This is a genomic window from Olsenella absiana (assembly GCF_036408855.1).
GTDB lineage: Bacteria > Actinomycetota > Coriobacteriia > Coriobacteriales > Atopobiaceae > Olsenella_K > Olsenella_K absiana.
Genome location: NZ_JAZGJQ010000008.1, coordinates 28,443 through 49,827, shown reverse-complemented (window position 1 = coordinate 49,827; position 21,385 = coordinate 28,443). Strand labels below are relative to the sequence as shown.

Sequence of the window (21,385 nt, the reverse complement as noted above, 5' to 3'; positions counted from 1 at the left end):
CGTTCATGGAGGTACTGAAGTGTCCAGCCAGAAGATCAGGATCCGCCTCAAGGGCTACGACCACGAGGTAGTGGATCAGTCCGCGAAGCTCATCGTCGATACCGCGCAGAAGACCGGCGCCCGCGTCTCGGGCCCCATCCCCCTGCCCACCGAGCGCAACCTCTACACGGTCATCCGCTCGCCGCACAAGGACAAGGACTCGCGCGAGCAGTTCGAGATGCGCACCCATAAGCGTCTCATCGACATCCTCGACCCGTCCAGCAGCACCGTCGACTCGCTGATGCGTCTCGACCTCCCCGCTGGCGTCGACATCGAGATTAAGCTCTAGGCTAGGTCAGAAGGTCTGACCAGAGGCGGCCCCGGACGACGAGTCCGGGGCCGCCCACTCGTATTGCGGGCGTTGGGTGCCTTCGCCAGGCCTACCTGCACCGAAAGGGAGGCCTCCGTCTCGGTGCGGGGGCCTCCTCGTCGGTTTGTATGAAGGGGCTAGCGCGTAGGGGTGGGAACGCGCGCGTCCATGCCCGATGTCGTGGGGCGTCCGTCCTCATTCGTCGCGTCGGAGCTGACGATGGAGGCGGCGATGTAGGCGGGACGGCGCTTGCCCTCGAGGTAGATGCGGGCCACGTACTCACCGATTATGCCGAGGGAGAGCAGGATGAGGCCGCCGAGCAGGAGCATCACGGAGAGGAGCGTGGGATAGCCGGCAGGCGTGTTGCGCAGCACGAGCGCGTCGACGAGGACGAAGATGATGTATACGAAGCCGACGACGGCGGCGACGGCGCCCACGTAGCCCGAGATGCGCAGGGGGACGGTAGTGAACGATACCATCCCCTCCAGAGCATAGCGGGTGAGCCCCCGCATGCTCCACCTGCTTTTGCCGGAGACGCGCTCGTCGGGAGCGTAGGGGTAGGGAAGCGTCCTGAAGCCGACCCAGGCGAAGAGCCCCTTGGTGAAGCGGTGGCACTCGGGAAGCGACAGGAGGGCGTCTGCGACCTCGCGACGGAAGACGCGGAAGTCAGAGGCGCCGGGCTCGAGGGTAATGTCGGACACACGGTTGAAGAGGCCGTAGAACCCTGCGCTGAGGCGACTCCTGAGCGAGTGGTCCGGTCGCTCGCGTTGGCAGGCGGCGACGACGTCGTACTCGTCGTGCCCTTCGAGAAGGCGGTACATCTCGACCAGCGTCGCAGGAGGCTGCTGGAGGTCCGCGTCGATGAAGGCGACGGCCGACCCACGCGCCTGCCTGAGCCCAGCGAGGAGCGCCGGTTCCTTGCCGAAGTTGCGCGAGAAGTTAACGAGGGTCGCGTGCGGAGCCCGCCCAGAGCCGACGAACGCCCTCAGGAATCCCTCGGTGCCGTCAGAGGAGCCATCGTTCACGAAGATCAGCTCCCAAGAGTCTCCCAGCGGCGAGAAGGCGGACGTGGCGGCGTCTACGAAGGACGGGAGGCTTTCAGCCTCGTTGTAGCAGGGGACTATGACGGAGAGGTCCATGAGATCCCTTTGTGCGTTCCGGTGGTGGTCTCGGCCATGACGCCGGCCGAGACTCGAACAATGATAACCTTATCTGATGATAAACGTCGATTAACGGGTCCTCTGAAAGCGTCGCTGCGCCTACACAGTCGTCCGCCTCGCGCACGACGGGGCGACGGGCGGCGCGTGGCCGGACCGAGGAGTCGAAGAGAAATGAAGGTAGTGTTCCACGCGGACGACTTCGGCATAGACGCCGAGCAGTCCAGGGCGATCCTCTCGTGCGCCGAGGGCGGTGCGCTCAACTCCACCTCCGTGATGGTCACGAGCCCGTGCTTCGAGGAGTGCGCACGGCTCCTGGACGCCAGGCCCGAAGGCGTGAGAATCGGCGTGCACCTCAACTTGGTCGAGGGCCCCTGCTGCGCGGACCCAGCCAGCATCCCCCTGCTCGTCGACGGGAGGGGCATGTTTCGCCGCGGGTTCGCCGAGCTCCTCGCACGTACGGAGGCACCGGGGTCGGAGGAGCTGAGACGGCAGATCGGCCTCGAGGTCGCCGCCCAGGTCGCCCGCTTCGTGGGCCGGTTCCCCGAGGAGGCGAGCCGCCTCAGGGTCGACGGGCACCAGCACTTCCAGCTGATTCCGGCGGTCTTCGCGGCAACGCTCGCCGCCGTGCGCGAGGGCGGTTTCCACCTCGAGTACCTTCGCATCCCCGCCGAGCCGACCGCGCCCTTCCTAAAGCCCGCCATACTCGCCTCGATCCGGCCGATCAACTGGGCGAAGCACCTGGTCCTCAACTGGTGCTGGGGGCGCGACAGGCGGCTGCTCGCAGACTACGAGGAAGTGAGCGCCCTGTTCTGCGGCGTGCTCTTCTCGGGCTCCATGAGCGAGGAGCGGGTGCGCGCGGTCTTCCCTGCCTACGCCAGGCTTGCCGAGGAGCGTGGAATGGGAATCGAGTTCCTGTTCCACCCGGGTGGTCTTGACGACCCGTCGCGCTGCCTCGATCCCACCCTCAAGGGCTTCCCCGAGTTCTACCTCTCGGGGGGACGTGACGTCGAGCGCCGGGCGCTCATGGCGCTGGGTCCGGGCGGGAGCGCGCTTCTCGACGGGGGCGCACGATGACGCGCACAGACGCGAGGGCGCCGCTCGAGACGGGGGAGGGGGCGGCCGTGGCGTCGCCGCGTGCGTCGGAGGACGTACGCGACCGGTGTCTGTGGGAGTATGCGCTCTCGGCACTCATCCCCCTCGGCGTGCTCTGCGCGGTCTTCTGGAGCCTCGGGATCTACCCCTTCGGGGATCTGACCGTCTCAATCTCGGACATGCACATCCAGTACGTCGGGTTCTTCGGATGGCTCTGCCAGGTCATGCATGGGCAGGGCTCGCTGTTCTACTCCTTCTCCCACGGCATGGGCGGTGGCACGGCCGCGCTCTTCGCCTACTACCTCTCGAGTCCCTTCAACCTGCTGCTCGCGCTCTTCGACTACGCCGACGTGCCGCTCTTCTTCTCCATGGCGGTCCTGGGGAAGCTCTCGCTGGCTGGGCTCACCTGCTACGCCTTCCTGCGCAAGCGCTTCTCCCAAGGGATGCTGAGCCTCGTCCTCTCGACGTGCTATGCGCTCTGCGGCTTCGCCGTGTGCCAGGCGAGCAACGTCATGTGGCTCGACGGCGTCTATATGCTGCCCCTGGTGGCGCTCGGGACCTGGCGGCTCGTCCACGACGGCCGCTGCCTGACGCTCTTCTCCGCAGTCGCGTGTGCGACGCTGTTCAACTGGTACACGAGCTACATGGCCTGTCTCTTCTCGGTCGCCTACGTCCTCGTGTGCGTTCAGGGGGAGCCCGCGGGCGAGAGGCGCGTGTGGCGCACGCTGGGGCGCTACGCGCTCACCATGGCGCTGGGGCTCGCGGCGAGCGCGGTCGTGTTCCTGCCGGCGGTGCTGGGGCTCCTCCAGGGGGTCGAGGGGGACCTCTCGGCGCACGTGCTCCTCGACGACACCTGCGTCCTCTGGCCGCAGGACCTGTTCGCGTACTACGCGGCGGGTACCGTGCCCCCCGACGACTGGGCGAACGTCCCCTGCATCTTCACGGGAGCGCTCCCGCTCGTCCTCGCAATCGCCGGCCTCGCCAACAGGCGCGTGGGCCGCTCGCGCAGGCTGACCCTCGCCTTGCTGCTCATGTTCGTGTTCTCGGGCACCCTCGTGATGGGGGCCATGAACCTGTGGAGCGTCCTGCGCAAGGCGGACTCCTTCTTCTACCGGCACGCCTTCGTCATCTCGTTCGCGCTCGTCGTCGTGGCGCGCGAGGCGGCCGACGGGGTCTGCCCGTTGGCGGATCGCGAGCGCAGGATGCTCGTCGCCGGCTCCGCCGCCGGGGCGGCGCTGCTCGTGGGCCTCTCCACCTGGTGCCTCGTCGCGGGCGGCTCGGCTCCGGAGGGTACGCTGCGCAACGCCTGCGTGGGGGTGGGCGCCCTGCTCGTGGAGCCGGCGGTCCTTGAGGCGGCCCTCGAGCTCGCCAACCGCCCCGCGCGCGGCGGCTGCCCGACATCATGGCCGGCCGTCGCGGCCTCGGTGCTCGTGGTCGCCCTGGCGTGCGCAGAGTGCGGCTTCGACGCCCGGTGCGCCTTCTCCCGCTGCAAGACCACCTCGGGTTTCTACCGCGGTTACCTCACGGCCCTGCGCGGGGTCTACGACGAGGTCTACGCGGACGCCGGCGTGGCCGCAGGAGAGGAGGCGTCGCTCATGGTGGGGCAGGCGTCCGTCGGCTACATGGGCCTCCGCAGGTACAATGGCGCCACCACCGCGGAGGGCTTCACGATCCCCTCGCAGGGGATGAGCGAGTACTCCTCGACGGTCACGGATGACGCGGTGACGCTCATGCAGGCGCTTGGCTACTCCAGGTCCAAGCGGAGCTACTTCGGCTACTTCTACAACTGCCCCATGGAGCTGACCGACTCTCTGATCGGCGTGGACTACGTCATCGACGAGGGCGAGGTCCCGGGTGCGACGGACGTGGTCTCCGAGGGGATAGTCGGCCACACCGTCCATCGCTACGAGCACGGGGTGACGTTCGCCCACGGGCTTGCCCCCGAGGCGAGCGGCTCCGTCTCGTGGTCCGAGGACGCCATCGCCAACCAGGTCGCGATGTTCGCCGACGCCACCGGCTCCTCAGAGGCGCCCTACGTGGAGGCTCGCGTGCGCCTCGCGGACTCTGACGCGCCGGGCACGCTGCGCCGCACCTTCACGGTCGAGGTGCTGGCGACGGGCACGCCCTACGTCTACCTTCCCCTGCAGACCGAGATCTCGAGCAGGGGCAAGTGCGTGAGCGGAAGGGTCCTGGTCAATGGGACGTGCGTGCAGTGCTTCGGCGGCGCGTTCGACAACAACGTCATCTGCCTCGGGATGCATCAGGCAGGAGAGGTCCTCACCGTGGAGCTCGACTACGACTCGTCGACCCTGGACTCGAGCGTCGAGGGCCTGCGTGAGCTGCAGCTCGGCGAGGACGTCTCCAGGCTGCTGCGCGTCGTGACGCTCGATGAGGGCGTCCTCTCCCGCGGCCTGAATGGCCTAGACAACGGCCAGCGTGCCCTCGACGTGCACGACGGGAGCGTGAGGGTGGACTTCGACGCCGCGAGGGACGAGGCGGTGTTCCTCCGGGTGCCCTACGAGAAGGGTTGGAGCGCTGAGGTGGACGGCGAGCCCGTCGAGCTCAGACGACTCTACGGCGCCTTCTGCGGCGTTGACGTCACCCGCGGCGAGCACGTCATCACCCTGACCTACGAGGCGCCCGGCCTCGGGGTGGGCGCGGCCACGAGCGCAGGCGCCATCGCCTGCTTCCTCGCTTGGCGTGCCTTGGCCCAGAGGAGGCCGCGGCTGCGCCAGGAGGGCCGCGAGGGGGCATAGATACGCCCGGGACAGTGGAATACGGAGCCCCTGCTAGATGGGGAGAGACTTCTGCGAAGACATTGTGAAGCGCGCGGCGCGCGTGTAATATGGAACGGCTGCGTAACTAGGACAGTCATGTCTCGGCTGCGCGCGACTACAAGATGTGGTCCGCTGGGGAAGGCGCGAGGGCGCCCTTGGGTCCCATGACCACCGAGGGTAAGGAACGAGCATGGTCAGCACGATTCTTGGCCGCAAGATCGGGATGACTCAGGTGTGGGACGAAGACGACAACGTCGTACCCGTCACCGTCATCCAGGCAGGCCCCTGCACGGTGTCGCAGGTGAAGACCAAGGCGACCGACGGCTACGACGCCGTCCAGATCGGCTTTGGCGACATCAAGGCGAAGCGCGTCAACAAGCCCATGGCCGGGCACTTCAACAAGGCCGGCGTCGAGCCGATGCGCTACCTCCGCGAGGTCCGCGTCGAGAACGGCGAGGACTTCAAGTGCGGCGACAAGGTCACCGTCTCCGATTTCGCCGACGTCAAGAGCGTCGACGTCATCGGCGTATCCAAGGGCAAGGGCTTCCAGGGCACCATCAAGCGCTGGAACTTCTCCCGTGGCCCCATGGCCCACGGCTCCCGCAACCAGCGCGAGCCGGGTTCCATCGGCCAGTGCGCCTACCCGGCGCGAGTCCGCAAGGGCCTGCACATGGCCGGTCACATGGGCGACGCCCGCGTCACCGTCAAGAACCTCAAGCTCGTCAGCATCGATGCTGAGCAGAACCTCATGCTCGTCAAGGGCGCTGTCCCCGGCGGCAAGAACGCTCTCGTCCAGGTCCGCATGGCCTAAAGCCACACGCAAACCTTTAGGCTAACAAGGAGGACACATGTCCAAGGTAGAAGTAAAGAACGTTGAGGGGGGCAAGGCCGCCGAGGTCGAGCTCGCCGACGGCGTCTTCGGCATCGAGCCGAACATCCCCGTGATGCACCAGGTCGTCGTGGCCTACGAGTCCAGCCTGCGCCAGGGCACCCACTCGACCAAGAACCGCTCCGCCGTCTCCGGCGGCGGCGTCAAGCCGTTCCGCCAGAAGGGTACCGGCCGTGCCCGTCAGGGCACCATCCGTGCGCCGCAGTTCACCGGCGGCGGCGTCGTCTTCGGGCCCACGCCCCACGGCCACGAGAAGCGTGCCAACAACAAGGAGAAGAAGCTCGCCATGCGCTCCGCGCTCTCCGGCAAGCTGGCCGACTCCGAGCTCGTCCTGCTCGACTCCCTCACCTTCGAGGAGCCCAGCACCAAGAAGGCCGTCTCCGTCCTCAAGGCGCTCGGCCTGGAGGGCAAGCGCGTCACCATCGTCGTCCCCGACGACGACGTGGAGACCTACCTCTCCTTCCGCAACATCCCCGGTGCCGAGGTCTTCGGCGTCACCGAGGTCAACACCCGCATCCTTGTCGACAACAAGGCCCTGGTCATGACGGTCGACATTGCCAAGCAGCTCGAGGAGGTGCTCGCATAATGAACTCCGTCTACAACGTGATCATCCGCCCGGTCGTCTCCGAGCGCTCCTATGACCTCATGGAGCAGGGCAAGTACACCTTCGAGGTTGCCCGCACTGCACCCAAGGAGGAGATTCGTGACGCCGTGGAGAAGATCTTCGGCGTCCACGTGGTCAAGGTCAACACGGTCAACGTCAAGCCCAAGAACAAGCGCGTGCGCATGCAGCAGGGCAAGACCCGCCAGTGGAAGAAGGCCATCGTCACCCTCAAGGAGGGCGAGTCGATCGAGATCTTCGCCAACGACCAGCAGGCCGCTGAGTAGGTAACCTCCCGTCCCCTCGCGAGAGGGGGCGGGTCTCTTGCCGCGCAAGGTATGGATACGCGCGGCTCCGTGGTAATCCGGTGTCGACCCACCGATTCCCTGAGCGGGTCGGCCAACGGACAAGAAGGGAAAAGAGTCAATGGCAGTCAAGCACCTCAAGCCGACCAGCGCCGGTAGGCGTTGGCAGACGGTCTCCGACTTCGAGGAGATCACGGCCACCAAGCCCGAGAAGTCTCTTCTCGAGCCGCTCCGCAAGAAGGGCGGCCGCAACAACAACGGTCGCATCACCACCCGTCACCAGGGCGGCGGCCACAAGCGCATGTACCGCGTCATCGACTTCAAGCGCCGCAAGGACGACGTGCCGGCCAAGGTCGCGACGATCGAGTACGACCCGAACCGCTCCGCCCGCATCGCGCTGCTCCACTACGTCGACGGCGCCAAGGCCTACATCCTGGCCCCGCAGGGCCTGCACGTGGGCGACATGGTCGTCTCCGGCACCTCCGGCGTCGACATCAAGCCCGGCAACTGCATGCCGCTCTCCGAGATCCCTGTCGGCACGCTCGTCCACGCCGTCGAGTTCCAGCCCGGCAAGGGCGCCGCGATGGCCCGCTCGGCCGGCACCTCCGTGCAGCTCATGGGCAAGGACGGCAACTACGCCATCCTGCGCATGCCCTCCTCCGAGCTGCGCCGCGTGCTGCTCACCTGCCGCGCCACCGTCGGCGTCGTCGGCAACGCCGACCACGGCAACATCGTCGTAGGCAAGGCCGGCCGCAAGCGCTGGGCAGGCGTCCGCCCGACGGTCCGTGGTACGGTCATGAACCCCGTCGACCACCCGCACGGCGGCGGCGAGGGCAAGAACCACACGTCCGGCCGTCCCTCCGTCACCCCGTGGGGCAAGCCGACGAAGGGCTACAAGACGCGCGATCCCAAGAAGGCCTCCAACCGCCTCATCATCCGTCGCCGTAAGTCCAAGTAGCCCAACACGAGTAGTAGGAGTAGGAAAGAATGAGCAGAAGCCTCAAGAAGGGCCCGTTCGTAGAGACTCGTCTCCTCGCGCGTGTCACTGCCATGAACGAGTCCGGCAACAAGCAGGTCATCAAGACCTGGTCGCGTTCGTCCACCATCTTCCCCGAGATGGTCGGCCACACCATCGCCGTTCACGACGGCCGCAAGCACGTGCCCGTCTACATCACCGAGTCCATGGTCGGTCACAAGCTGGGCGAGTTCGCCCCCACGCGCACGTTCCGTGGCCACAAGGCCAATTAGGGGGTTAGGGAGTAAATGGCTAACAACACCGAAACCGGCGCCGTCGAGGTGAGGGCCGTCGCGAAGTTCGTCCGCGTCGCCCCGCGCAAGGCCCGCCTGGTCGTCGATCAGATTCGCAACAAGTCCTGCGACAAGGCCCTCGAGATCCTGCAGTTCTCCGAGGTCGCCGCTGCCGAGCCCGTGGCCAAGTGCCTGCGCTCCGCGATGGCCAACGCCGAGAACAACAACGGCCTGCGTCGCGACACGCTCTACGTGAAGGCCGCCTACGTCGACGAGGGCCCCACGCTCAAGCGCTTCCGCCCGCGCGCCAAGGGCTCCGCGTCGCGCATCAACAAGCGCACGAGCCACATCACCGTCGTCGTCGCTCCTGGAAAGGAGGCGTAGGGAAAGCATGGGACAGAAGGTTCAGCCTACCGGCTTCCGCCTCGGCATCACCGAGGAGTGGCGTTCCCGTTGGTACGCCGATAAGAAGAACTACGCCGAGACCCTCGGCAACGACCTCGCCATCCGCGAGTTCCTGCAGAAGCGCCTCGCGCGTGCCGCGCTCTCCCGCGTCGACATCGAGCGCGCCGGCGACAAGGTGAAGGTCACCATCTACACCGCGCGCCCGGGCATCGTCATCGGCAAGAAGGGCGCCGAGATCGACGCCCTGCGCTCCGAGCTCGAGAAGGTCGCGAAGGTCAACAAGGGCGAGGTCAACGTCGACGTCATCGAGGTCAAGCGCCCCGAGCTCGACGCCTCCCTCGTCGCCCAGTCGATGGCCGAGCAGCTCGAGGGCCGCGTCGCCTTCCGCCGCGCCATGCGCAAGGCCGTCCAGAGCGCCCGCAAGGCCGGCGCCAAGGGCATCCGCATCCAGTGCTCCGGCCGGCTGAACGGCGCCGAGATGGGTCGCCGCGAGTGGTACCGCGAGGGCCGCGTGCCCCTGCACACCCTGCGCGCCCGCATCGGCTTCGGCGAGGCCACCGCTCGCACGAGCATGGGTGCCGTCGGAATCAAGGTTTGGATTTACCTCGGCGAGAAGCTGCCCGGCCAGGCCGCTCCCAAGCCCGAGCTCGAGGGCTCTTCGCGTCCTCGCCGTGGTCGCAATGAGAGGAGGGCCCGCTAATGCTAGCTCCTAAGCGAGTGCTCCACCGCAAGGTGCAGCGCGGTTCCATGAAGGGTCACGCCAAGGGCAACACCGAGCTCCACTTCGGTCAGTGGGGCCTGCGCGCCGAGGAGGCCCACTGGATCACCAACCGCCAGATCGAGGCCGCTCGTATCGCCATCACGCGTGAGATGAAGCGTGGCGGCAAGATCTGGATCACGATTTTCCCCGACAAGCCCATCACCAAGAAGCCGGCGGAGACCCGCATGGGCTCCGGCAAGGGCAACCCTGAGGACTGGGTGGCCGTCGTCAAGCCGGGCCGCATCATGTTCGAGATCGCTGACATCGATGAGGCTACCGCCAAGGAAGCCCTCCGTCTCGCGCAGCACAAGCTCCCGATCAAGACCAAGATCGTCAGCCGCGCCGACCAGGCTGGGGAGGAATAGTCAAAGATGAAGTACAAGGATATCCGTGAGCTCTCCGATGAGGAGCTCGCCAAGAAGCTCGAGGATGGCCGCGCAGAGCTCTTCAACCTGCGCTTCCAGATGGCCACCAGCCAGCTGGACAACACCTCGCGCGTGAAGCTCGTCAAGCGCGACATCGCCCGCGTCCTCACCGAGATCCGCGCGCGCGAGATCGCCCAGAGCAAGTCCGCCGAGTAAGTAGGAGAGAGTAATGGCTGAAACCGATAACAGGAACGCACGCAAGGTCCGCACCGGCGTCGTCATCTCTCGCTCCGGCGACAAGACGGTCACCGTGCAGATCACCTACCGCAAGCACCACCCCAGGTACGGCAAGATGATGACCCTGCACAAGAAGCTCCATTGCCACGACGAGAAGAACGAGTGCGGCCTCGGCGACACCGTTCGCGTCATGGAGACCCGTCCCCTCTCCAAGACCAAGTGCTGGAGAGTCGTGGAGATCGTGGAGCGCGCAAAGTAGTAGAAAACACCCGCTCCCGAGAGAGCACCTCTACAAGGTGCGACTCTTCCAGGGATTAGGTTCGGAGGATTCGCAATGATTCAGATGGAGACCATGCTCAACGTCGCTGACAACAGCGGCGCGAAGCGTGTGAAGTGCATCAAGGTCCTTGGTGGCTCCAAGCGCCGCTATGCCGGTCTCGGCGACGTGGTCATGTGCGCCGTGCAGGAGGCGACCCCCGGTGGCTCCGTGAAGAAGGGTGACGTCGTCCGCTGCGTCGTCGTTCGCACTGTCAAGGAGACCCGCCGCAAGGACGGCAGCTACATCCGCTTCGATCAGAACGCCTGCGTCCTGGTCGACAAGGAGGGCGAGCCCAAGGGCACCCGTATCTTCGGGCCCGTGGCACGCGAGCTGCGCGACCGCAGGTACATGAAGATCGTCTCGCTCGCACCCGAGACGCTGTAAGGAGGCGTGGACGAATGCCTAAGATGAGTGTCAAGAAGGGCGACAAGGTCCAGGTCATCTCCGGCAAGGACAAGGGCAAGCAGGGCACCGTCCTGCGCGCCCTGCCCCAGGAGGGCAAGGTCGTCGTCGAGGGCGTGGCCATCGTCAAGAAGGCCCAGCGCCCGACCCAGCAGAACCAGCAGGGCGGCATCGTCCAGAAGGAGGCGGCGATCGACGTGTCCAACGTCATGCTCGTCTGCCCCTCCTGCGGCAAGCCGACCCGCGTCGGCCACGAGCACGATGACAACGGTGACCCCGTTCGCGTTTGCAAGAAGTGCGGCGCCAGGTTCTAGCAGCCAGGACAGCAAAAGGAAGGGCCTCTCCTCTCGGGGGGAGGCCCTTTTCGTATAGCGAGGAGACCCGCGAGCCAGATCCTAAACGTGGGGATATTGCGAAGAGCACCTTGTCAAGACGGGCGACTGGCGCCCGGGCGCCGGAAACACTATGATTTGAACTTGCGTCACTAGGCGGGATTAGTCTGTCGCGTGACGTCGTAATGGCTCCTGGGGCGCCAACCCAGGAGGCGCGAGGTGATCCCCGCGCATAAGTCCACCATGATCGAAGGAGTGAACATGGCAGAGGAGAAGTACGTCCCGCGTCTGAAGACCAAGTACTACGACGAGGTCCGCGACCAGCTCCAGAAGAAGTACAACTACGCCAACGTGATGATGATCCCGAAGATCGAGAAGATTGTCGTCAACATGGGCGTCGGCGAGGCCGCCACGGACAGCAAGGCCATCGAGGGCGCCGTCGCCGACCTGCGCGCCATCACCGGCCAGCAGCCGCTCGTCACCCACGCCCGCAAGTCCATCGCGACCTTCCACCTGCGCCAGGGACAGGCCATCGGCGCCAAGGTCACCCTTCGCGGCGACCGCATGTGGGAGTTCCTCGATCGTCTGATCGCCATCGCCATCCCGCGCATCCGCGACTTCCGCGGCCTGTCCGCCAAGAGCTTTGACGGCCGTGGCAACTACTCCATGGGCGTTACCGAGCAGCTTATCTTCCCGGAGATCGACTTCGACAAGATCGACCACACGCGCGGCATGGACATCACCATCGTTACCACCGCTCCCACGGACGAGGAGGGAAGGGCGCTTCTCGAGGCCTTCCACTTCCCGTTCAAGCAGGAGTAGAGGTAGGAGTTAGTAAGGTTGCCCCGGCAGGAGGTCGGGGCCTCTTCCTGAAGGAGGATTTGTGGCTAAGACTTCGATGATCGTCAAGGCGAACCGCGAGCCGAAGTTCTCGACGCGCAAGCAGAACCGCTGCCAGCGTTGTGGGCGTCCCCACTCCGTCTATCGCAAGTTCGGCCTGTGCCGCGTCTGCTTCCGCGAGCTGGCGAGCAAGGGCGAGCTTCCTGGCGTCCGCAAGGCGAGCTGGTAGGACCCAGGGGCCCTCGCGAGGAGGCGTACGTCCCATGGGGGCGCACGAACCGTTCGCGCAGTTTCATCACTAACTAAGGAGAAGGATCTATGAAGGTTACCGATCCCATTGCAGACATGCTGACGCGTATCCGCAACGGCAACACCGCGAAGAAGGACCAGGTCTCCATGCCGTCCAGCAAGGTCCTCGTGGAGGTCGCGCGGATCATCACGGAGGAGGGGTACCTCGAGGGCTACAGCGTCGAGGACACCGAGCCCCAGAAGACCCTCCACATCACGCTGAAGTATGGTCCCAAGCACACCAAGGTTATCCGCGGCATCAAGCGCGTCTCTAAGCCCGGCCTTCGCATCTATTCCAAGGCTGAGGACCTGCCGCGTGTTCTCGGCGGCCTCGGCACCGCCGTCATCTCTACCTCCAAGGGCATGATGTGCGACCGCGACGCCCGCAAGCTCGGCATCGGCGGCGAGGTCATCTGCTACGTCTGGTAAGTCCGGTAGGGAAAGATAGGAGGAGACACATGTCTCGTATTGGCAAGCAGCCTGTCACCGTCCCCGCCGGGGTCGACGTGACTATCGACGGCACCACCGTCACCGTCAAGGGTGGGAAGGGCGAGCTCAAGCGCACCTTCTCCGACCTCATCGAGCTCCAGCGCGAGGGCGACGAGATCCTGGTCGTCATCCCGCGCGCCGAGGGCTGCGAGGATATGACGGACGAGCAGTACAAGCGCACTAAGGCCTACAAGGCCTCCAACGCCCAGCAGGGCACCACGCGCACCGTGCTCCACAACATGGTGACCGGCGTGGACAAGGGCTTCGAGAAGAAGCTCGAGCTCACCGGCGTCGGCTACCGCGCCGCCCTCAAGGGCAAGGATCTCGACCTCTCGCTCGGCTACTCGCACGAGGTCATCTACAAGGCTCCCGAGAACATCAGCTTCGTGGTGCCCGACAACACCCACATCACCGTGCAGGGCATCTCCAAGGAGCAGGTCGGCCAGGTTGCCGCCGAGATCCGGGCTAAGCGTCCGCCCGAGCCGTACAAGGGCAAGGGCATCCACTACGAGGGCGAGCACATCCGCAGGAAGCTCGGCAAGGCCGCCAAGTAGCCTAAGGGCCAAGCAAGACCATCACCCCGTCAGGTGGTGGCACACGTAAGGAGAAGGAATGAACAAGAACCAGGCTAAGCTGGCGGGCCAGAAGCGCCGTGCGCGTCGCGTCCGTGCCAAGATGCACGGCACCGAGCAGCGCCCGCGCCTCACCGTTCACCGCACCAACGCAAACATCTACGCCCAGGTGATCAACGACGACACGCACGAGACCATCTGCTCCGCCTCCACCCTGAGCCCCGAGTTCCGCGAGACCGGCAAGCTCGGCTCCAACAAGGAGGCCGCGGAGTTCGTCGGCAAGCTCGTCGCCGAGCGTGCTCAGGAGAAGGGCGTCACCGAGGTCGTCTTCGACCGCTCTGGCTTCCTGTACCACGGCCGCATCCAGGCTCTCGCAGACGGTGCCCGTAACGCGGGCCTGAAGTTCTAGGAGGAATCACATGCCACGTGATCGTAAGCGCCAGGAGGACTCCGATCTTCAGGAGCGCGTCGTCTACATCCACCGCGTCTCCAAGACGGTCAAGGGTGGCCGCCGCATGTCGCTGCTCGCCCTCGTGGCCGTCGGCGACGGCAAGGGCAACGTGGGCATCGGCATGGGCAAGTCCGCCGAGGTGCCCCTGGCCATCCAGAAGGCCGTCGACGACGCCAAGAAGAACATGTTCAAGGTGCCCGTCACCGAGTCCGGCACCATCCCCCACAAGGTCGAGGGGCACTACGGTGCTGGCCGCGTCATGATCAGGCCCGCCATCGAGGGTACCGGCGTCATCGCCGGCGGCCCCGTCCGCCCGCTCTTCGAGCTGGCCGGCATCAAGAACGTCATCTCGAAGTCCCTCGGCACCGACAACGCCCTGAACATCATCAAGGCTGCCGCCGAGGGCCTGAAGGAGCTCTCCAGCCCCGAGGAGACCGCCGAGCGCCGCGGCATGACCGTGGGCCAGATGTTCGGCAGCAAGAAGGAGGACTAATCCATGGCAGACGAGAAGACGCTCACCGTCAAGCTGGTGCGCAGCGCTGTCACCCAGGTCAAGAAGGACCAGACCAGGACCTGCTTCGCCATGGGTCTCCGCAAGATCGGCGACACTTCGGTGCTGCCCGACAATCCGAGCGTTCGTGGAATGATCTTCAAGGTCAAGCACCTTGTCGAGGTCACGGAAAACTAAGGAGTCACCCAAATGCAGCTCAATGATCTTCGTCCCGCGGAGGGCTCCAGGAAGTCTCGCAAGCGCGTCGGTCGCGGCAACGGCTCCGGCTATGGCACGACCGCGGGCCGCGGCTCCAAGGGCCAGCTCTCCCGCTCCGGCGGCGGCAAGGGTGCGGGCTTCGAGGGCGGCCAGACGCCGCTCGCGATGCGCCTCCCCAAGCTCCCCGGCTTCAAGAACCACAATCGCGTCGAGTACGCTCCCGTCAACGTCTCGCGCCTCGAGCTCCTCTACAATGATGGCGAGACCGTGGACGCCGAGTCCCTTCTCGCCAAGGGCGTCATCAAGCACGACTACGTCCCCGTCAAGGTCCTCGGTGACGGCGAGATCACCAAGAAGCTGACCGTCAAGGTCGACAAGGTGTCCGCCTCTGCCAAGGCCAAGATCGAGGCCGCCGGAGGGAAGGTAGAGCCCGCGTGCTAAAGGCAATCACCAACGCATTCCGCGCCAAGGAGCTTCGGGAGAAGATCGTTCTCACCATCGCCATCCTGCTGATCTACCGCTTCGGTGCCTACCTGCCCGTGCCCGGGATTCCGGTCACCGGCATGCTGAGCGCATACAATCAGGCGGCGAGCGGCAGCGGTGCGATCGCGGTGCTCAACCTCTTCTCGGGTGGCGCCCTGTCGCGCATGTCGGTGTTTGCCCTGGGCATCATGCCCTACATCACCGCCCAGATCATCCTGCAGATGCTCCAGGCGGTGATACCCTCGCTCTCCGAGCTCGCGCAGGAGGGAGAGGCCGGCCAGCGTAAGATAACGCAGTACACGCGCTACCTCACGGTCGCGCTCGCGCTGCTCAACGCGGTCGGCTACCTCTTCCTCTTCAAGAGCAGCCAGTACGGGCTGGACTTCTCCCAGATCGGGTTCCCCGAGGCCGTCGAGGACGTCATCATCGTAGGGACGCTCCTGACAGGCGCGATCATCATCATGTGGCTCGGCGAGGTCATCACCCAGCGCGGCATCGGCAACGGCATGTCACTGATCATCTTCGCGAACATCATGGCCGGCCTTCCGACGGCGCTCATCGGCTCCGTGCAGAACTCAGCCAACGGACCGATCCTCACGATCGTGACGCTGCTGGTGATTCTGGTGGCCATCCCGCTCATCGTCTATGTGGAGCGCGGCCAGCGCAGGATTCCGGTGCAGTACGCCAAGCGCGTGGTCGGGCGCAGGATCATGGGGGGACAGTCCACGTACCTCCCGATCAAGGTGAACACGGCTGGAGTCGTGCCGATCATCTTCGCGTCGGCCATACTGTACCTCCCCGCGCAGATCGCGGTCTTCTTCCCCAACGTTCACTGGATGCAGGCCTTCGCGAATGCGATCTCGACCGGCTGGATCAACTGGATCCTCTCGGTCCTGCTGATCGTCTTCTTCGCGTACTTCTACACCTCCATGGTGTTCAACCCGGAGCAGACCGCGGACCAGCTTCGCAAGTCCGGCGGCTTCATCCCGGGCGTGAGACCCGGTCAGGCGACTGCGGACTACATCAAGAACGTGATAAGCCACATCACACTCCCAGGCGCCGTCTTCATGGCCATCGTCGCGGTGGTTCCGTCGATCGTCTTCGCGTTCACGTCGAACTCGCTGATCCAGGCGTTCGGCGGCACGTCGATCCTGATCATGGTCGGAGTCGCGCTCGACACGCTCGCTTCGCTCGAGAGCCAGCTCAAGATGCATAACTACGAGGGCTTCTTCAAGTAGTCGATCGTAGTCGTCGCTGAAAGACGGATTCAGGAGGGCGGGGGCCTCAGGCTCCCGCCCTCCTTCTCTTGTGGGGCGCCGCGCGGGCGCACGCGGGCGGCCCCAGGGCCCCATCTACCTCCCAGGCGGCCGTCTCGCAACATAAGACGAGTACACTTGATGGACGGCACTTTGCATGATGCGGGACGGAAAGGAAAACACATGAATATCGTTCTTCTCGGCGCCCCTGGCGCTGGCAAGGGGACGCAGGCCCAGATGCTCGTCCGTGACTACGGCGTGGCGCACATCTCGACTGGCGACCTGCTGCGCGCGGCGGTCAAGGCGGGGACAAAGCTCGGAAAGCAGGCCAAGGAGTACATGGACGCCGGCGCCCTCGTGCCGGACAAGCTCGTTATCGACCTGGTCAAGGAGAGGCTCGAGGAGGACGACGCCAAGCGCGGCTTCATCCTCGACGGCTTCCCGCGAAACACCGCTCAGGCCGTGAGCCTCGACTCCGAGCTCTCGAGCGCCGGCATCGAGCTCGACGGGGCGCTTCTGATCGACGTCGCCTCCGACGTGATCGTGAAGAGGCTCTCCTCGCGCAGGACCTGCAGGAGCTGCGGCTACACTGCGCCCGCCGGCACCGAGAAGTGCCCGCGCTGCGGAGGCGAGATGTACCAACGCGACGATGACAAGCCGGAGACGATTCAGCATCGCCTCGACACCTACCAGAGCCAGACGGCACCGCTCATCGAGTACTACGGTGGGCAAGACAAGCTCCTGAAGGTCGACGGAGACCGCCCGGTCGACGAGGTCTACGCCGACGTCAAGAGGGAGCTCCACCTTTCATGATCCACATCAAGACGGCAGAGGAGATGGAGGGGTACCGCGCCTCGGCCGGAACCCTCTCGAAGTCAGCGCTGAGGCGCGCCGGCTCGATGTGTCGGCCGGGCGTAAGCACGCAGGAGATCGACCGCGTGGTGGAGAGCTTCATCAGGCTCCACGGGGCCACCCCTGGGTTCAAGGGCTTCGGCGGGTTCCCGGCCAGCGTCTGCGCCTCTGTGAACGAGCAGGTCGTACACGGCATCCCCTCGCCGGACACCATCCTCAAGAGCGGAGACATCGTCTCCATAGACACCGGTGCCAACAAGGGCGGCTGGGCGGGCGACAACGCCTGGACCTTCCTCGTGGGAGAGGTCTCCGACGAGATCCGCGCGCTCTGCGAGGTCACGCGGGACTGCCTCAAGGCTGGCATAGAGCAGGCCGTGCCCGGCAACCACGTCGGTGACATAGGCTTCGCCGTGCAGACGCTGGCCGAGCGCAACGGATATGGGGTCGTTCGCGATTACGTGGGGCACGGCGTCGGCCACAGGATGCAGGAGGACCCCGCCGTCCCCAACTATGGAAAGCGGGGGAGGGGAGTGAGGCTGCAGGCCGGGATGGTCATCGCGATCGAGCCGATGATCACGCTCGGGACGTACCAAACGCGCGTCCTGAGCAACGGCTGGACCGTGCAGACGGCCGACGGCCTGCCCGCGGCCCACTACGAGAACACCATCGGCATCACCAAGGACGGCCCCGTCGTTCTCACGGCGGATGACGGTGGGGCTTGGTGCGCCATGGAAGGCGGTCAGGAGTAGGCGTTAGGCCAGCTCCAAGAGGAAGTCCACGTTGTGTTGAAACGATGCAACGTGGACTTCATCCTGTCGTTTATGTAGGATATACAGTTGCTGTCAATAGGTAGGAAAGGTGTCCAGCGTGAGCAAACAGGACGCAATTGAGCTTGAGGGCAAGGTCGTAGAGCCCCTCCCCAATGCCATGTTCAACGTCGAGCTCGAGAACGGCAAGGTCATCATGTGCACCATCTCGGGCAAGATCCGGATGAACTACATCAGGATCCTGCCGGGCGACAAGGTCGTCGTCGAGATGTCGCCCTACGACCTCACCAAGGGCCGGATCACCTATCGCTACAAGTAGTGCCGGAATCATACTTGGAAACAACGCGAGCGGCTGCGCGAGTATATAGATCGTATAAGCACTGTAGGAAGGAAGAACGATGAAGGTACGTCCTTCTGTCAAGAAGATGTGCGACAAGTGCAAGATCATCCGTCGCCACGGCAAGGTTTACGTCATCTGCGAAAACCCGCGCCACAAGCAGCGTCAGGGTTAAGAGAGGAGCTCGAAGTTGGCACGTATCAATGGCGTCGACCTCCCGAACGACAAGCGTACTGAGGTTGGCCTTACTTACCTTTATGGCATCGGACCCGCCAGGGCCAAGAAGATCTGCGCCGGCACCGGCGTCGACCCTGCCACCCGCGTCAAGGACCTCACCGAGGAGGAGGTCACGAAGATTCGTGACTTCATCGACGCGAACTACACCACCGAGGGCGACCTTCGCCGCGAGGTGCGTCAGAACACCGCCCGCCTGATGGAGATCGGCTGCTACCGCGGCCTTCGTCACCGCAAGGGCCTCCCTGTCCACGGCCAGCGCACCCACACCAACGCTCGCACCCGCAAGGGCAAGAAGCGTCAGATCGGTGCAAAGAAGAAGGCGTAAGGGAGTAGAGCATGCCTCAGAAGAAGAACCAGCGCACCCAGCACGTGCGCCGCGCAGAGCGCAAGAACATCGCCGTGGGCCAGGCTCACATCAAGAGCACGTTCAACAACACGATCATCTCCATCACCGACCCGCAGGGTAACGTCATCGCCTGGCAGTCCGGCGGCACCGTGGGCTTCAAGGGCTCCCGCAAGTCCACGCCGTTCGCGGCCCAGGTGGCCGCCGAGGCGTGCGCCAAGGCTGCCATGGAGCACGGCCTCCACAAGGTCCAGGTCTTCGTCAAGGGCCCCGGCTCCGGCCGCGAGACCGCAATCCGCTCCCTCCAGGCCGCCGGCCTCGAGGTTTCCGGCATCCAGGACAAGACCCCGATTGCGCACAACGGCTGCCGCCCGATGAAGCGCCGTCGCGTGTAGTAAGGAAGGACAGAAGCAATGGCAGTAGATAGGACCCCTGTCCTCAAGAGGTGCCGCCAGCTCGGCATCGACCCCGTGGTTATGGGCATCAATAAGGAATCCAAGCGCCAGCCCAAGCGCCGTCGCCGCCAGGAGAGCGAGTACGGCCTGCAGCTGCGCGAGAAGCAGAAGGCCAAGTTCATCTACGGCGTGCTGGAGAAGCAGTTCCGCGCGTACTACGACAAGGCGCTCCGCGTCGAGGGCATCACGGGCGACAACCTGATGACCATCCTCGAGTCCCGCCTCGACAACGTGGTCTTCCGCCTCGGCTTCGCCCGCACCCGCAAGGAGGCTCGCCAGACCGTCCGCCACGGCCACATCACCGTCAACGGCCGTCGCGTGGACATCCCCTCCTATCAGGTGAAGGCCGGCGACGTCGTCGCCGTGGCCCCCAAGTTCAAGGACCTCCTCCCCATCAAGGAGGCGCTGATCGCCACCGAGCACATGGCTGTCCCCTCCTGGCTCGAGGTTGACCTCGAGAAGCTCCAGGGCACCGTCCTGCAGCTCCCGACGCGCGACCAGATCGACCTGGACATCGACGCGCAGCTCATCGTCAACCTGTACTCCAAGTAGCAGATACCTGGTTGGAGGTATACATGTCCGAATTCATCCGACCTGAGGTGTCGGTGGAAGAGATCAGCGACAACCTGGCGCGCGTCACTGCCGAGCCCCTCGAGCGCGGCTATGGCGACACGCTGGGTAACTCGCTGCGACGCGTGTTGCTCTCCTCCCTCGAGGGTGCTGCCGTCCAGGCCATCCAGATTGACGGCGTTCAGCATGAGTTCACCACCGTCCCTGGCGTCTACGAGGACGTCACCGACATTGTTCTCAACGTGAAGGGGCTCGTCTTCCGTGACATGGGCACGGGCGACGAGGCCGTCGCGACCATCAACATCGACGGGCCTGCGAAGGTCACCGGCGGGGACTTCGTCATCCCGGCGGAGTTCGAGCTCGTGAACCCCGAGCACCTCGTCTGCACGCTCGGCGAGGGGGCCCACCTCACCATGCAGATGCGCATCGGGACCGGCCGCGGCTACGTCTCCGGCGACAGGAACGAGCGCGAGGGTGACCCCATCGGCCTCATCGACGTCGACTCGCTCTACTCGCCGGTCGTCAGGTGCGCCAAGGTCGTCGAGCCCTGCCGCGTTGGGCAGCACACCGACTACGACCGTCTCGTCCTCGAGGTGGAGACCAACGGCTCCATCTCCCCGCGCGATGCCGTGGTCGAGGCAGCCAACATCATCAACCAGCACATGACCGCGTTCATGGGCCTGGCTGACGAGGACGAGCCGGTCGAGGACGCCTCGATCTTCGCCACGGGCACCGAGGAGGACAACACCGAGCTTGACAAGCAGATAGAGGACCTGGACCTCTCCGTCCGCTCCTACAACTGCCTCAAGCGCGCCGGCATCCACTCCGTGCGCCAGCTCGTCGAGTTCTCTGAGAACGACCTTCTGAACATTCGTAACTTTGGCGTCAAGTCCATCGAGGAAGTCAAGGACAAGCTCGAGGCCATGGGCCTTGGCCTCAAGGCCTAGGACACGCCGTTAGATTTTGTTAGGAGCAACTAGACCATGAGGCACAACAAGAAGAGGGGCATGAAGCTCGGCACCGATGCCAGCCATACCAAGGCAATGAAGAAGAGCCTCGTCGCTGCCCTGCTCGCCAACGACCGCATCAAGACCCTCGAGCCGCGCGCCAAGGCCATCCGCGGCGACGTCGACCGCGTCATCACCTGGGCGAAGAAGGGCGACATCGCCTCCCGCCGTCTCGCGATCGCGAAGGTCGGCGACAAGGAGATCGTCCGCGAGGTCTTCGAGAAGGCCGCCCAGGGCATGTGGGCGGACCGCAACGGCGGCTACACCCGCATCATGAAGCTCGGTCCTCGCAAGGGCGACAACGCCGAGGTCGTCATCATCGAGCTCGTGACCGAGGCCGTGGCGCCCAAGAAGACCGCCACCGTCTCCAAGGTCGAGCCGGTCGAGGCTCCCGCTGAGGCTGAGACCGAGGCCGAGCCCGAGGCAGAGGCCACCGAGCCGGCGGCCGAGTAGCGCGCTCCACAAGCACCTTGAGGGGCCCCGAGAGC

General features: G+C 65.1%; 34 protein-coding genes. 33 read left to right on the top strand and 1 reads right to left on the bottom strand.

All coding sequences use genetic code 11. The features are described 5' to 3' along the window. Positions 1–19 precede the first annotated feature (19 nt). Entirely contained in the window at positions 20–328 is a 309-nt protein-coding gene (gene rpsJ, locus VXJ25_RS07420; RefSeq protein ID WP_326832150.1) for a 30S ribosomal protein S10, read from the top strand. A gap of 158 nt (positions 329–486) precedes the next feature. Here the strand turns inward: rpsJ and VXJ25_RS07415 are convergent, their stop codons facing one another. Further along, positions 487–1,488 carry a glycosyltransferase family 2 protein gene (locus VXJ25_RS07415; protein ID WP_330958576.1) on the bottom strand — a complete coding sequence of 334 codons (1,002 nt, stop codon included), beginning with the start codon at positions 1,486–1,488 and terminating at the stop codon, positions 487–489. A gap of 192 nt (positions 1,489–1,680) precedes the next feature. Between VXJ25_RS07415 and VXJ25_RS07410 the strand changes: the two genes are divergently transcribed. The 32 genes from VXJ25_RS07410 to rplQ all read left to right on the top strand — a co-directional run bounded on the left by VXJ25_RS07410 (position 1,681) and on the right by rplQ (position 21,350). Then, positions 1,681–2,583 carry a carbohydrate deacetylase gene (locus VXJ25_RS07410; RefSeq protein WP_330958575.1) on the top strand — a complete coding sequence of 301 codons (903 nt, stop codon included), beginning with the start codon at positions 1,681–1,683 and terminating at the stop codon, positions 2,581–2,583. After that, positions 2,580–5,357 (top strand): YfhO family protein, encoded by a 2,778-nt coding sequence (locus tag VXJ25_RS07405; RefSeq protein WP_330958574.1) that lies wholly within the window; start codon positions 2,580–2,582, stop codon positions 5,355–5,357. Before VXJ25_RS07410 ends, VXJ25_RS07405 begins: the two co-directional genes overlap by 4 nt. Before the next feature lie 211 nt (positions 5,358–5,568). Continuing rightward, positions 5,569–6,189 carry a 50S ribosomal protein L3 gene (rplC, locus tag VXJ25_RS07400; RefSeq protein WP_330958573.1) on the top strand — a complete coding sequence of 207 codons (621 nt, stop codon included), beginning with the start codon at positions 5,569–5,571 and terminating at the stop codon, positions 6,187–6,189. A 37-nt stretch (positions 6,190–6,226) separates the two neighbouring features. Then, the gene (rplD, locus tag VXJ25_RS07395; protein WP_330958572.1) at positions 6,227–6,853 is read left to right on the top strand and encodes a 50S ribosomal protein L4; all 627 of its coding nucleotides are present in this window, start codon (positions 6,227–6,229) and stop codon (positions 6,851–6,853) included. Continuing rightward, the gene (rplW, locus tag VXJ25_RS07390; protein WP_330958571.1) at positions 6,853–7,155 is read left to right on the top strand and encodes a 50S ribosomal protein L23; all 303 of its coding nucleotides are present in this window, start codon (positions 6,853–6,855) and stop codon (positions 7,153–7,155) included. The genes rplD and rplW overlap by 1 nt, the downstream gene beginning before the upstream one ends. 139 nt (positions 7,156–7,294) lie before the next feature. Further along, positions 7,295–8,131: a 50S ribosomal protein L2 gene (gene rplB, locus VXJ25_RS07385; protein ID WP_330958570.1), complete on the top strand. Its 837-nt coding sequence runs from the start codon at positions 7,295–7,297 to the stop codon at positions 8,129–8,131. A gap of 29 nt (positions 8,132–8,160) precedes the next feature. After that, positions 8,161–8,421, top strand: coding sequence for a 30S ribosomal protein S19 (rpsS, locus tag VXJ25_RS07380; protein ID WP_330958569.1), 261 nt, complete (start codon positions 8,161–8,163; stop codon positions 8,419–8,421). A gap of 15 nt (positions 8,422–8,436) precedes the next feature. Further along, positions 8,437–8,805 (top strand): 50S ribosomal protein L22, encoded by a 369-nt coding sequence (rplV, locus tag VXJ25_RS07375; RefSeq protein WP_330958568.1) that lies wholly within the window; start codon positions 8,437–8,439, stop codon positions 8,803–8,805. 7 nt (positions 8,806–8,812) lie between these two features. Beyond that, a complete protein-coding gene (gene rpsC, locus VXJ25_RS07370) occupies positions 8,813–9,526 on the top strand; it encodes a 30S ribosomal protein S3 (protein WP_330958567.1) in 714 nt (237 codons plus the stop codon). After that, positions 9,526–9,951 (top strand): 50S ribosomal protein L16, encoded by a 426-nt coding sequence (gene rplP / locus VXJ25_RS07365; RefSeq protein WP_330958566.1) that lies wholly within the window; start codon positions 9,526–9,528, stop codon positions 9,949–9,951. The genes rpsC and rplP overlap by 1 nt, the downstream gene beginning before the upstream one ends. A gap of 6 nt (positions 9,952–9,957) precedes the next feature. Then, the gene (gene rpmC / locus VXJ25_RS07360; RefSeq protein WP_330958565.1) at positions 9,958–10,167 is read left to right on the top strand and encodes a 50S ribosomal protein L29; all 210 of its coding nucleotides are present in this window, start codon (positions 9,958–9,960) and stop codon (positions 10,165–10,167) included. 13 nt (positions 10,168–10,180) lie between these two features. Further along, positions 10,181–10,447 carry a 30S ribosomal protein S17 gene (rpsQ, locus tag VXJ25_RS07355; protein WP_330958564.1) on the top strand — a complete coding sequence of 89 codons (267 nt, stop codon included), beginning with the start codon at positions 10,181–10,183 and terminating at the stop codon, positions 10,445–10,447. Positions 10,448–10,522: 75 nt separating this feature from the next. Beyond that, positions 10,523–10,891: a 50S ribosomal protein L14 gene (gene rplN, locus VXJ25_RS07350; protein ID WP_330958563.1), complete on the top strand. Its 369-nt coding sequence runs from the start codon at positions 10,523–10,525 to the stop codon at positions 10,889–10,891. A gap of 14 nt (positions 10,892–10,905) precedes the next feature. After that, positions 10,906–11,223, top strand: a complete 318-nt coding sequence (gene rplX / locus VXJ25_RS07345; protein ID WP_330958562.1) for a 50S ribosomal protein L24 — start codon at positions 10,906–10,908, stop codon at positions 11,221–11,223. Positions 11,224–11,502: 279 nt separating this feature from the next. Beyond that, positions 11,503–12,063 (top strand): 50S ribosomal protein L5, encoded by a 561-nt coding sequence (gene rplE / locus VXJ25_RS07340; RefSeq protein WP_330958561.1) that lies wholly within the window; start codon positions 11,503–11,505, stop codon positions 12,061–12,063. A gap of 61 nt (positions 12,064–12,124) precedes the next feature. Beyond that, the gene (locus tag VXJ25_RS07335; RefSeq protein ID WP_032110525.1) at positions 12,125–12,310 is read left to right on the top strand and encodes a type Z 30S ribosomal protein S14; all 186 of its coding nucleotides are present in this window, start codon (positions 12,125–12,127) and stop codon (positions 12,308–12,310) included. An 89-nt stretch (positions 12,311–12,399) separates the two neighbouring features. Then, positions 12,400–12,798 carry a 30S ribosomal protein S8 gene (rpsH, locus tag VXJ25_RS07330; protein WP_330958560.1) on the top strand — a complete coding sequence of 133 codons (399 nt, stop codon included), beginning with the start codon at positions 12,400–12,402 and terminating at the stop codon, positions 12,796–12,798. A 29-nt stretch (positions 12,799–12,827) separates the two neighbouring features. Next, positions 12,828–13,412 (top strand): 50S ribosomal protein L6, encoded by a 585-nt coding sequence (rplF, locus tag VXJ25_RS07325; RefSeq protein ID WP_330958559.1) that lies wholly within the window; start codon positions 12,828–12,830, stop codon positions 13,410–13,412. A gap of 58 nt (positions 13,413–13,470) precedes the next feature. Beyond that, positions 13,471–13,839, top strand: a complete 369-nt coding sequence (rplR, locus tag VXJ25_RS07320; RefSeq protein ID WP_330958558.1) for a 50S ribosomal protein L18 — start codon at positions 13,471–13,473, stop codon at positions 13,837–13,839. Between the two features lie 10 nt (positions 13,840–13,849). Next, positions 13,850–14,374, top strand: coding sequence for a 30S ribosomal protein S5 (rpsE, locus tag VXJ25_RS07315; RefSeq protein WP_330958557.1), 525 nt, complete (start codon positions 13,850–13,852; stop codon positions 14,372–14,374). A 3-nt stretch (positions 14,375–14,377) separates the two neighbouring features. After that, positions 14,378–14,569, top strand: coding sequence for a 50S ribosomal protein L30 (rpmD, locus tag VXJ25_RS07310; protein WP_330958556.1), 192 nt, complete (start codon positions 14,378–14,380; stop codon positions 14,567–14,569). Positions 14,570–14,581: 12 nt separating this feature from the next. Continuing rightward, positions 14,582–15,031 carry a 50S ribosomal protein L15 gene (gene rplO / locus VXJ25_RS07305; protein ID WP_330958555.1) on the top strand — a complete coding sequence of 150 codons (450 nt, stop codon included), beginning with the start codon at positions 14,582–14,584 and terminating at the stop codon, positions 15,029–15,031. After that, positions 15,025–16,311, top strand: a complete 1,287-nt coding sequence (gene secY, locus VXJ25_RS07300) for a preprotein translocase subunit SecY (protein ID WP_330958554.1) — start codon at positions 15,025–15,027, stop codon at positions 16,309–16,311. The genes rplO and secY overlap by 7 nt, the downstream gene beginning before the upstream one ends. 201 nt (positions 16,312–16,512) lie before the next feature. Then, the gene (locus VXJ25_RS07295) at positions 16,513–17,142 is read left to right on the top strand and encodes an adenylate kinase (protein WP_330958553.1); all 630 of its coding nucleotides are present in this window, start codon (positions 16,513–16,515) and stop codon (positions 17,140–17,142) included. Continuing rightward, a complete protein-coding gene (map, locus tag VXJ25_RS07290) occupies positions 17,139–17,930 on the top strand; it encodes a type I methionyl aminopeptidase (RefSeq protein WP_330958552.1) in 792 nt (263 codons plus the stop codon). Before VXJ25_RS07295 ends, map begins: the two co-directional genes overlap by 4 nt. 118 nt (positions 17,931–18,048) lie before the next feature. Then, a complete protein-coding gene (gene infA / locus VXJ25_RS07285) occupies positions 18,049–18,267 on the top strand; it encodes a translation initiation factor IF-1 (RefSeq protein WP_330958551.1) in 219 nt (72 codons plus the stop codon). 79 nt (positions 18,268–18,346) lie between these two features. Next, positions 18,347–18,460 (top strand): 50S ribosomal protein L36, encoded by a 114-nt coding sequence (gene rpmJ / locus VXJ25_RS07280; RefSeq protein ID WP_013252436.1) that lies wholly within the window; start codon positions 18,347–18,349, stop codon positions 18,458–18,460. 15 nt (positions 18,461–18,475) lie between these two features. Beyond that, a complete protein-coding gene (gene rpsM / locus VXJ25_RS07275) occupies positions 18,476–18,847 on the top strand; it encodes a 30S ribosomal protein S13 (protein WP_330958550.1) in 372 nt (123 codons plus the stop codon). Positions 18,848–18,858: 11 nt separating this feature from the next. Continuing rightward, positions 18,859–19,260, top strand: coding sequence for a 30S ribosomal protein S11 (gene rpsK / locus VXJ25_RS07270; RefSeq protein ID WP_330958549.1), 402 nt, complete (start codon positions 18,859–18,861; stop codon positions 19,258–19,260). Positions 19,261–19,278: 18 nt separating this feature from the next. After that, entirely contained in the window at positions 19,279–19,872 is a 594-nt protein-coding gene (rpsD, locus tag VXJ25_RS07265) for a 30S ribosomal protein S4 (RefSeq protein WP_330958548.1), read from the top strand. Positions 19,873–19,895: 23 nt separating this feature from the next. After that, the gene (locus VXJ25_RS07260) at positions 19,896–20,837 is read left to right on the top strand and encodes a DNA-directed RNA polymerase subunit alpha (RefSeq protein WP_330958547.1); all 942 of its coding nucleotides are present in this window, start codon (positions 19,896–19,898) and stop codon (positions 20,835–20,837) included. A gap of 36 nt (positions 20,838–20,873) precedes the next feature. Next, positions 20,874–21,350 carry a 50S ribosomal protein L17 gene (gene rplQ, locus VXJ25_RS07255; protein ID WP_330958546.1) on the top strand — a complete coding sequence of 159 codons (477 nt, stop codon included), beginning with the start codon at positions 20,874–20,876 and terminating at the stop codon, positions 21,348–21,350. Positions 21,351–21,385 lie beyond the last annotated feature (35 nt).

What these genes read in the sequence shown, in the direction of transcription:
- VXJ25_RS07415 (WP_330958576.1), bottom strand. Translation starts at nt 1,488, where the DNA reads ATGGACCTCTCCGTCATAGTCCCCTGCTACAACGAGGCTGAAAGCCTC.
- VXJ25_RS07410 (WP_330958575.1), top strand. Translation starts at nt 1,681, where the DNA reads ATGAAGGTAGTGTTCCACGCGGACGACTTCGGCATAGACGCCGAGCAG.
- VXJ25_RS07405 (WP_330958574.1), top strand. Translation starts at nt 2,580, where the DNA reads ATGACGCGCACAGACGCGAGGGCGCCGCTCGAGACGGGGGAGGGGGCG.
- rplC (WP_330958573.1), top strand. Translation starts at nt 5,569, where the DNA reads ATGGTCAGCACGATTCTTGGCCGCAAGATCGGGATGACTCAGGTGTGG.
- rplD (WP_330958572.1), top strand. Translation starts at nt 6,227, where the DNA reads ATGTCCAAGGTAGAAGTAAAGAACGTTGAGGGGGGCAAGGCCGCCGAG.
- rplW (WP_330958571.1), top strand. Translation starts at nt 6,853, where the DNA reads ATGAACTCCGTCTACAACGTGATCATCCGCCCGGTCGTCTCCGAGCGC.
- rplB (WP_330958570.1), top strand. Translation starts at nt 7,295, where the DNA reads ATGGCAGTCAAGCACCTCAAGCCGACCAGCGCCGGTAGGCGTTGGCAG.
- rpsS (WP_330958569.1), top strand. Translation starts at nt 8,161, where the DNA reads ATGAGCAGAAGCCTCAAGAAGGGCCCGTTCGTAGAGACTCGTCTCCTC.
- rplV (WP_330958568.1), top strand. Translation starts at nt 8,437, where the DNA reads ATGGCTAACAACACCGAAACCGGCGCCGTCGAGGTGAGGGCCGTCGCG.
- rpsC (WP_330958567.1), top strand. Translation starts at nt 8,813, where the DNA reads ATGGGACAGAAGGTTCAGCCTACCGGCTTCCGCCTCGGCATCACCGAG.
- rplP (WP_330958566.1), top strand. Translation starts at nt 9,526, where the DNA reads ATGCTAGCTCCTAAGCGAGTGCTCCACCGCAAGGTGCAGCGCGGTTCC.
- rpmC (WP_330958565.1), top strand. Translation starts at nt 9,958, where the DNA reads ATGAAGTACAAGGATATCCGTGAGCTCTCCGATGAGGAGCTCGCCAAG.
- rpsQ (WP_330958564.1), top strand. Translation starts at nt 10,181, where the DNA reads ATGGCTGAAACCGATAACAGGAACGCACGCAAGGTCCGCACCGGCGTC.
- rplN (WP_330958563.1), top strand. Translation starts at nt 10,523, where the DNA reads ATGATTCAGATGGAGACCATGCTCAACGTCGCTGACAACAGCGGCGCG.
- rplX (WP_330958562.1), top strand. Translation starts at nt 10,906, where the DNA reads ATGCCTAAGATGAGTGTCAAGAAGGGCGACAAGGTCCAGGTCATCTCC.
- rplE (WP_330958561.1), top strand. Translation starts at nt 11,503, where the DNA reads ATGGCAGAGGAGAAGTACGTCCCGCGTCTGAAGACCAAGTACTACGAC.
- rpsH (WP_330958560.1), top strand. Translation starts at nt 12,400, where the DNA reads ATGAAGGTTACCGATCCCATTGCAGACATGCTGACGCGTATCCGCAAC.
- rplF (WP_330958559.1), top strand. Translation starts at nt 12,828, where the DNA reads ATGTCTCGTATTGGCAAGCAGCCTGTCACCGTCCCCGCCGGGGTCGAC.
- rplR (WP_330958558.1), top strand. Translation starts at nt 13,471, where the DNA reads ATGAACAAGAACCAGGCTAAGCTGGCGGGCCAGAAGCGCCGTGCGCGT.
- rpsE (WP_330958557.1), top strand. Translation starts at nt 13,850, where the DNA reads ATGCCACGTGATCGTAAGCGCCAGGAGGACTCCGATCTTCAGGAGCGC.
- rpmD (WP_330958556.1), top strand. Translation starts at nt 14,378, where the DNA reads ATGGCAGACGAGAAGACGCTCACCGTCAAGCTGGTGCGCAGCGCTGTC.
- rplO (WP_330958555.1), top strand. Translation starts at nt 14,582, where the DNA reads ATGCAGCTCAATGATCTTCGTCCCGCGGAGGGCTCCAGGAAGTCTCGC.
- VXJ25_RS07295 (WP_330958553.1), top strand. Translation starts at nt 16,513, where the DNA reads ATGAATATCGTTCTTCTCGGCGCCCCTGGCGCTGGCAAGGGGACGCAG.
- map (WP_330958552.1), top strand. Translation starts at nt 17,139, where the DNA reads ATGATCCACATCAAGACGGCAGAGGAGATGGAGGGGTACCGCGCCTCG.
- rpmJ (WP_013252436.1), top strand. Translation starts at nt 18,347, where the DNA reads ATGAAGGTACGTCCTTCTGTCAAGAAGATGTGCGACAAGTGCAAGATC.
- rpsK (WP_330958549.1), top strand. Translation starts at nt 18,859, where the DNA reads ATGCCTCAGAAGAAGAACCAGCGCACCCAGCACGTGCGCCGCGCAGAG.
- rpsD (WP_330958548.1), top strand. Translation starts at nt 19,279, where the DNA reads ATGGCAGTAGATAGGACCCCTGTCCTCAAGAGGTGCCGCCAGCTCGGC.
- VXJ25_RS07260 (WP_330958547.1), top strand. Translation starts at nt 19,896, where the DNA reads ATGTCCGAATTCATCCGACCTGAGGTGTCGGTGGAAGAGATCAGCGAC.
- rplQ (WP_330958546.1), top strand. Translation starts at nt 20,874, where the DNA reads ATGAGGCACAACAAGAAGAGGGGCATGAAGCTCGGCACCGATGCCAGC.